Consider the following 6,869-nt stretch of genomic DNA (forward strand, 5'->3'; position numbering starts at 1 on the left):
CCCTCGGCCACCCCCCTCAGGCCACCGCGCTTCCCGTAAGCGACAGGAACACGTCCTCCAGATCCGGCTCCTCGGTGGCCAGATCGCGGATGCCCACCCCGGCTGCGGCCAGCGCCGCCAGCACCGCGCCGGGTGCGACCCGACTGCGGCTGTAGCCCAGCGCCAGCGTGCCAGAGGGGCGGCGCGTCACGCTGACGCCCTCGGGCAGGGACAGATCGTCGGGGACCGGGCCATCGGGCGTAATCACCAGCGTCTTGGTGTCCATCCGCCCCACCAGCGCGGATGTGGTGTCGCGCGCCACCACCCGGCCACGGTCGATGATGGCGATCTCGTCGCACATCTCCTGCGCCTCCTCCAGGTAATGGGTGGTCAGGATGATGGTCATGCCCTGCTCGTTCAGGCGGCGCACGTTGACCCAGAGCATCTGGCGCAGCTCCAGATCGACCCCGGCGGTGGGCTCGTCCAGCACCAGAACCTGCGGCGCGTGCACCAGCGCCTTGCCCAGCAGAAGCCGGCGCTTCATGCCGCCCGACAGCGTGCGGGCATAGGCCTCGGCCTTGTCCTCCAGCCCGATCAGCGACAGGATCTCGTCGGTGCGGCGGCGCGACTTCGGCACGCCATAGAGGCCGGCCTGCACCTCCAGCGCGGCGCGCGGGGTGAAGAAGGGGTCGATGTTGGTCTCCTGCGGCATCACGCCGATGGCGGCGCGGCTCTGGCGCGGGTTCACGTCCTGATCGAACCCCCAGATCCGCACCCGCCCGGCGGACTTGGTCACCAGCCCCGCGAGGATGTTGATCAGCGTGGACTTGCCCGCCCCGTTCGGCCCCAGCAGGCCGAAGATGCTGCCTGCGGGCACATCGAGGTCGACGCCCGACAGCGCCTCCTTGGCCGGGGTGCCGCCCGATCCGCCATAGACCTTGCGCAGCCCCTCGATCTCGATCGCGCCCTGTGTCCGTGCGGTGGCCATGCGGTATCCTTTCGTGACGGCGTCGCGGCGGGACCTAGCACGGCGACCCGCCGCCGCCCAGCTTGCACCCTTGGGCCGCAGTCCCTACCCTTGAGGCGAAAGGAGAACAGTCATGGAGCTTTTCACCCGCTTCGACGGGCGCATCAACCGCAGGCAATGGTGGATCGGCATCGTGATCCTGTTCGTGGGTCTTGTGGTCATCAGCGTGGCGATCGCCGCGCTGTTCGGCGACGGGCTGATCGGGCGGTTCCTGATGCTCGTGATCTCGCTGGGGGCACTGTGGCCGGTGGGGGCGCTGGCCTCGCGGCGTCTGCATGACCGGGGCCATCCGCTGCTGCCACGCGCGGCCCTGTTCTATGGTCCGGGCGCGGTTCTCAGCATCCTCAACGCGTTCAACATCGGGTTCCGCCCGATGCGCTTGCCGGACGGCACGATGACGATGATGCCGCGGCTGTGGGTGTCGCTGCTGGGGCTGGTGTCGCTGGCGGCGCTGATCTGGGCGGTGATCGAGCTGGGCTTCCGCGAGGGCGAGCCGGCCGAGAACGCCTATGGCCCCCCGCCGGGCTGAGCGCGGACTTGCACCGGGGCACAGGCAGGGTATCCTGTGCCCCCAACCCAGACGGAGGCGCAGATGATGCCGCACGGTCCCGACCACCCTGCCCCCGAAACCGAGGTGGCGTCGACATACCGCGTCTGCTGTGACGGCGGCGAGGGCGCGCTGGGCCATCCGCGCGTGTGGCTGTCGATCCCGCTGGACACCGGCTGGGTCGACTGCGGATATTGCGACAAGCGTTTTATCCACGAAGACCATGTGACGACCGGGTCGGGCGCAGCGGCCTGACGGCCCGCCGCGCCGCTGGCGGCCGGCCGGAGGGCGTGCAACAAGGCACTCCATCGCAATTCGGAGGCGCGCACATGGGTTTCGGCAAGGGCTGCCATCTGCACCTGATCGACGGGTCGGGGTATATCTTTCGCGCCTACCATGCGCTGCCGCCGCTGACGCGGGCGTCCGACGGGCTGCCGGTGGGCGCGGTCGCGGGCTTTTGCAACATGCTGTTCAAGTATGTGGAGGGTAACGGCAGCCGCACCGACGGCGTGCCCGCGCCCACCCATGCCGCGGTGATCTTCGATCACTCCTCCAGAACCTTCCGCAACGACATCTATGCCGGGTACAAGGCCCAGCGCCCCGAGCCGCCCGAGGACCTGCGCCCGCAATTCCCGCTGACGCGCGAGGCGACCCGCGCCTTCAACCTCGCCTGTCTGGAGGTGGAGGGGTTTGAGGCCGACGACATCATCGCCACGCTGGCCGCGCAGGCACGCGACGCGGGCGGGTCGGTCACCATCATCAGCTCGGACAAGGACCTCATGCAGCTCGTGGGTGGCGGGGTGGAGATGCTCGACCCCATGAAGAACCGCCGCATCGGGCCGGAGGAGGTCGAGGAGAAGTTCGGCGTCCCCCCCGCGCAGGTCATCGACGTGCAGGCGCTGGCGGGCGACAGCGTGGACAACATCCCCGGCGCCCCCGGCATCGGCATCAAGACCGCCGCCCTGCTGATCCAGGAATACGGCGACGTCGAAACCCTGCTGACCCGCGCCGAGGAGATCCGGCAGCCCAAACGCCGCCAGACCCTGATCGACTTCGCCGAGCAGATCCGGGTGTCCAAGCGGCTGGTGACGCTGGACGGCGCGACGCCGCTGCCGGTGGGCCTCGACGATCTGGAGGTGCGGGCGCCGGAGGCCGAGGCGCTGCTGGGCTTCCTCGGGCAGATGGAGTTCCGCACCCTCAGCCGACGCATCGCGGATCATCTGGGCGTGACACCCCCGGCGGTGGAGGCCCCGGCCCCGGCGCCCGACACCCCGGACACCGCGCCGGAGGTGGCCTTTGACGCGGGCGCCCACACCTGCATCCGCGATCTGGACACGCTGAACGACTGGCTGGCGCAGGCGCGCGCGCTGGGCACCGTGGCCGTCGACACCGAGACCACGGGCCTGGACGAGATGCGCGCGGGGCTGGTCGGCGTGTCGCTGGCACTGGCGCCGGGGCGGGCCGCGTACATCCCGCTGGCGCACACCGAAGGCGGCGGCGATCTGTTCGGCGGCGATGCGCCCCAGCCCGACCAGATCGATTTCGACGCGGCGCTGGCGGCGCTCAAGCCGGTGCTGGAGGACGCGGCGATCCTCAAGATCGGGCAGAACGTGAAATACGACGCCAAGATCCTCGCGCGGCACGGCATCCGCATGGCGCCGATCGACGACACCATGCTGATCTCCTATGCGCAGAACGGTGGCCTGCATGGGCACGGCATGGACGCGCTGTCCGAACGCTACCTCGGTCACACGCCGATCCCGATCAAGCCGCTGCTGGGGTCGGGCAAGTCCGCGCGCACCTTCGCCGCCGTCCCGATCAGTGAGGCCACGCCCTACGCCGCCGAGGACGCCGACATCACCTACCGGCTGTGGGACACGCTCAAGCCCCGCCTGCATCGCGCCCGCGTGACGACGGTGTACGAGACGCTGGAGCGCCCGCTGGTGCCGGTGCTGGCCGAGATGGAGATGACCGGCATCAAGGTCGACCGCGATACGCTGTCGCGCATGTCCAACGCCTTTGCCCAGAAGATGGCGGGCCTGGAGGCCGAGATCCACGAGCTGGCGGGCGAGAGCTTCAACGTCGGAAGCCCCAAGCAGCTGGGCGAGATCCTGTTCGACAGGATGAGCCTCGCGGGCGGCAAGCGCGGCAAGGCCGGGGCCTGGTCCACCGACGCCGAGACGCTGGAGGATCTGGCCGCGCAGGGCCACGACCTGCCGGCGCGCGTGCTGGACTGGCGCCAGATCGCCAAGCTGAAATCCACCTACACCGACGCGCTTCAGGAACACATCCACCCCGAAACGGGGCGGGTGCACACCTCCTATGTGATCTCGGGGGCGAACACCGGGCGGCTGGCCTCGACCGATCCGAACCTGCAGAACATCCCCGTTCGCTCGGACGAAGGGCGCCGCATCCGCACGGCGTTTGTGGCGGCGCCGGGGTATCGTCTGGTCAGCCTCGATTACTCCCAGATCGAGCTGCGGATTCTGGCGCATGTCGCCGGCATCGAGACGCTGAAACAGGCGTTCCGCGATGGCCTCGACATCCATGCCATGACCGCATCGGAAATGTTCGGCGTGCCGATCGAGGGGATGGACCCCTCGGTGCGGCGACAGGCCAAGGCGATCAACTTCGGCGTGATCTACGGCATCTCGGGCTTTGGCCTCGCACGGAACCTGCGCATCCCGCGCGAGGACGCGCAGCGCTTCATCGACACCTATTTCGAGCGCTTCCCCGGCATCCGCGCCTACATGGACGACACCGTGGCCTTCGCCAAGGCGCACGGCTACGTCCAGACCCTGTTCGGCCGCAAGGTCCACACGCCGGAGATCAACGCCAAGGGCCCCGGCGGCGGCTTTGCCCGGCGCGGCGCCATCAACGCCCCGATCCAGGGCGCGGCCGCCGACATCATCCGCCGCGCCATGGTCCGCGTTCCGGCAGCGCTGAGGGGGCTGGACGCGCGCATGCTCCTGACCGTTCACGACGAACTGGTGTTCGAGGTCGCCGAGGATGCGGTCGACACCGTGATCGCCCGCATCCGCGAGGTGATGGAAGGCGCCGCCCACCCCGCCGCATCGCTGAGCGTGCCGCTGACGGTGGACGCCGGCGTGGGCGCCAACTGGGCCGAGGCGCACTGACCCCACGCCACTCCACCGCCGATGATGGCGCCCGGCGATCCTGCCCCCGCAGAGCGGTGGCGGACCCGACGGGTGGGGCCGACCGGTTGGCCCGAACGGGGGCCGCGCCCGGGACCTATCCGCGCCGGGTCTGACGGGGCGTGCGGCCGTCGGTGGGCAGGCTGTCGGGCAGGTTCAGCCGCGCGACCTGTTCGGCGATGGGATCGACCGACAACGGATGGCGGGCCGCCGAATACTGCGCCGGGTCGCCCATGTCCTGCCAGGCGCCGCGGTGATAGACCTCCACCGCGGCATACTTGGCCTTGTAGCCCATCTTGCGGCTGCCCGGCACCCAATAGCCCAGATAGACGTAGGGAAGCCCTGCCTCGCGGGCCAGTTCGATATGGTCGAGGATGACATAGGTCCCGAGGCTCTGCGGCTCCAGATCCGGCTCGTAGAACGAATAGACCATCGACACGCCATCATCGAGCACATCGGTCAGCGACACCGCCACCAGCTGTCCGCGCCCGCCATCCGCCTCGGGGCGCGAATACTCCACCACGCGCGAACGGACCGGCGTCTCCTCGATCATGGCGGCGAATTCGAAGATGTCCATGTCGGCCATGCCCCCGTCCGCATGCCGGCTGTCGAGATAGCGGCGGAACAGCGCGAACTGCTCCTCGGTGGCCCAGGGGGTGGTCGCCGAACGGCGCAGACCGCCGTTGCGCTTGAGGGTGCGGCGCTGGCTGCGCGACGGCGTGAAATCAGCCACCCGGATGCGCGCCGACAGGCACGCCGCACAATCCGCACAGGACGGGCGATACAGCACGTTCTGCGAGCGCCGGAAGCCCTGCTTGGACAGCGAATCGTTCAGCCGCTCGGCGGTGTCGCCCTGAAGCGCGGTGAACAGCTTGCGCTCCATTCGCCCCTCCAGATAGGGGCAGGGCTGTGGGGCCGTGACATAGAACTGCGGCGTGACCGGAAGGGTGTGGCGCATCAGGAGTCTCTGAGGTTGCGGCCCGGTTGGAAAGCGAGCTGTCGAGAGGGTGGCAACAACCGCCCGCCGTCGTCAACCCTTCATGCGGCGGGCGGCGCGGGCGGCCTCAGGCCCCCGCCAGTGCCGCGGTCCGCGCGGCCCGCATCCGCGCGAAATCCTCGCCCGCGTGATACGACGACCGCGTCAGCGGGCTGGACGACACCATCAGGAACCCCTTGCCCCAGGCGGCCTTCTCGTAGGCGGCGAATTCCTCGGGGGTGACGAAACGGGCGACGGCGTGGTGCTTGGGCGTGGGTTGCAGGTACTGGCCGATGGTCAGGAAATCGACCCCGGCCGAGCGCATGTCGTCCATCACCTGGCCCACCTGCGCGCGCTCCTCGCCCAGCCCGACCATCAGGCCGGACTTGGTGAACATCGACGGGTCGAGCTCCTTGACGCGCTGCAACAGGCGCAGGCTGTGGAAATACCGCGCGCCGGGGCGCACCCCGGGGTACAGGCCCGGCACCGTTTCGAGGTTGTGGTTGAACACGTCCGGGCGGGCCGCGACGACGGTCTCCAGGGCGTCGGGGCCGCAGCGCAGGAAATCCGGCGTCAGGATCTCGATCGTGGTGTCCGGGGCGCGGTGGCGGATCGCGCGGATGGTCTGGGCGAAATGCGCGGCCCCGCCATCGTCGAGGTCATCGCGGTCCACGCTGGTGATGACGACATGGGACAGGCCCAGCCGGGCCACGGCGTCGGCCACCCGGCCCGGCTCGAACGCATCCAGCGCGTCGGGGCGCCCGGTGGCGACATTGCAGAAGGTGCAGCCACGGGTGCAGATCTCGCCCATGATCATCATGGTGGCGTGGCCCTGGGCCCAGCATTCGCCGACGTTGGGGCAACCGGCTTCCTCGCACACGGTGGTCAGGCGATTCTCGCGGATGATGTCGCGCGTGGCGCGGTACCCCGCCGAGGTCGGCGCCTTGACCCGGATCCAGGCGGGCTTCTTCGGCTGCGGGGCCTGGTCGGGGCGGTGGGCCTTTTCCGGGTGGCGGCCTTCGGGGACGGTCAGATCGCGGGGGCTCATGGCTCGGCCTCATGTTGCGCTGTCAGGGGACATAATGCGGCCGGGGGCGAATGTCCAAATCCCCGACACGCAAACCACCCCGCACGGGGGGCGGTATTGCGTCGCGCGCATGGTCGCCCGCAAGCGCTCCGCCAGGA

General features: G+C 69.7%; 6 protein-coding genes. 3 read left to right on the forward strand and 3 right to left on the reverse strand.

What is annotated here, in order from left to right; genetic code table 11:
- Positions 1–16 precede the first annotated feature (16 nt).
- Positions 17–967 (reverse strand): ABC transporter ATP-binding protein, encoded by a 951-nt coding sequence (locus CCR87_RS08525; protein ID WP_201157107.1) that lies wholly within the window; start codon positions 965–967, stop codon positions 17–19.
- 112 nt (positions 968–1,079) lie between these two features.
- Between CCR87_RS08525 and CCR87_RS08530 the strand changes: the two genes are divergently transcribed.
- The 3 genes from CCR87_RS08530 (at position 1,080) to polA (ending at position 4,690) form a co-directional block, all read left to right on the forward strand.
- Complete coding sequence (locus CCR87_RS08530; protein ID WP_201157108.1) at positions 1,080–1,535, forward strand: DUF805 domain-containing protein; 456 nt, start codon at positions 1,080–1,082, stop codon at positions 1,533–1,535.
- 63 nt (positions 1,536–1,598) lie between these two features.
- The gene (locus CCR87_RS08535) at positions 1,599–1,808 is read left to right on the forward strand and encodes a zinc-finger domain-containing protein (RefSeq protein ID WP_242511929.1); all 210 of its coding nucleotides are present in this window, start codon (positions 1,599–1,601) and stop codon (positions 1,806–1,808) included.
- A gap of 74 nt (positions 1,809–1,882) precedes the next feature.
- Positions 1,883–4,690, forward strand: a complete 2,808-nt coding sequence (polA, locus tag CCR87_RS08540; protein WP_201157109.1) for a DNA polymerase I — start codon at positions 1,883–1,885, stop codon at positions 4,688–4,690.
- 115 nt (positions 4,691–4,805) lie between these two features.
- Here the strand turns inward: polA and CCR87_RS08545 are convergent, their stop codons facing one another.
- Complete coding sequence (locus CCR87_RS08545) at positions 4,806–5,666, reverse strand: arginyltransferase (protein ID WP_201157110.1); 861 nt, start codon at positions 5,664–5,666, stop codon at positions 4,806–4,808.
- A gap of 106 nt (positions 5,667–5,772) precedes the next feature.
- The gene (gene lipA, locus CCR87_RS08550; protein WP_201157111.1) at positions 5,773–6,732 is read right to left on the reverse strand and encodes a lipoyl synthase; all 960 of its coding nucleotides are present in this window, start codon (positions 6,730–6,732) and stop codon (positions 5,773–5,775) included.
- Between the last annotated feature and the right edge of the window lie 137 nt (positions 6,733–6,869).

This window comes from Rhodobaculum claviforme, assembly GCF_016653255.1.
Lineage (GTDB): Bacteria > Pseudomonadota > Alphaproteobacteria > Rhodobacterales > Rhodobacteraceae > Rhodobaculum > Rhodobaculum claviforme.

What these genes read in the sequence shown, in the direction of transcription:
- CCR87_RS08535 (WP_242511929.1), top strand. Translation starts at nt 1,599, where the DNA reads ATGATGCCGCACGGTCCCGACCACCCTGCCCCCGAAACCGAGGTGGCG.
- polA (WP_201157109.1), top strand. Translation starts at nt 1,883, where the DNA reads ATGGGTTTCGGCAAGGGCTGCCATCTGCACCTGATCGACGGGTCGGGG.
- CCR87_RS08545 (WP_201157110.1), bottom strand. Translation starts at nt 5,666, where the DNA reads ATGCGCCACACCCTTCCGGTCACGCCGCAGTTCTATGTCACGGCCCCA.
- lipA (WP_201157111.1), bottom strand. Translation starts at nt 6,732, where the DNA reads ATGAGCCCCCGCGATCTGACCGTCCCCGAAGGCCGCCACCCGGAAAAG.
- CCR87_RS08530 (WP_201157108.1), top strand. Translation starts at nt 1,080, where the DNA reads ATGGAGCTTTTCACCCGCTTCGACGGGCGCATCAACCGCAGGCAATGG.
- CCR87_RS08525 (WP_201157107.1), bottom strand. Translation starts at nt 967, where the DNA reads ATGGCCACCGCACGGACACAGGGCGCGATCGAGATCGAGGGGCTGCGC.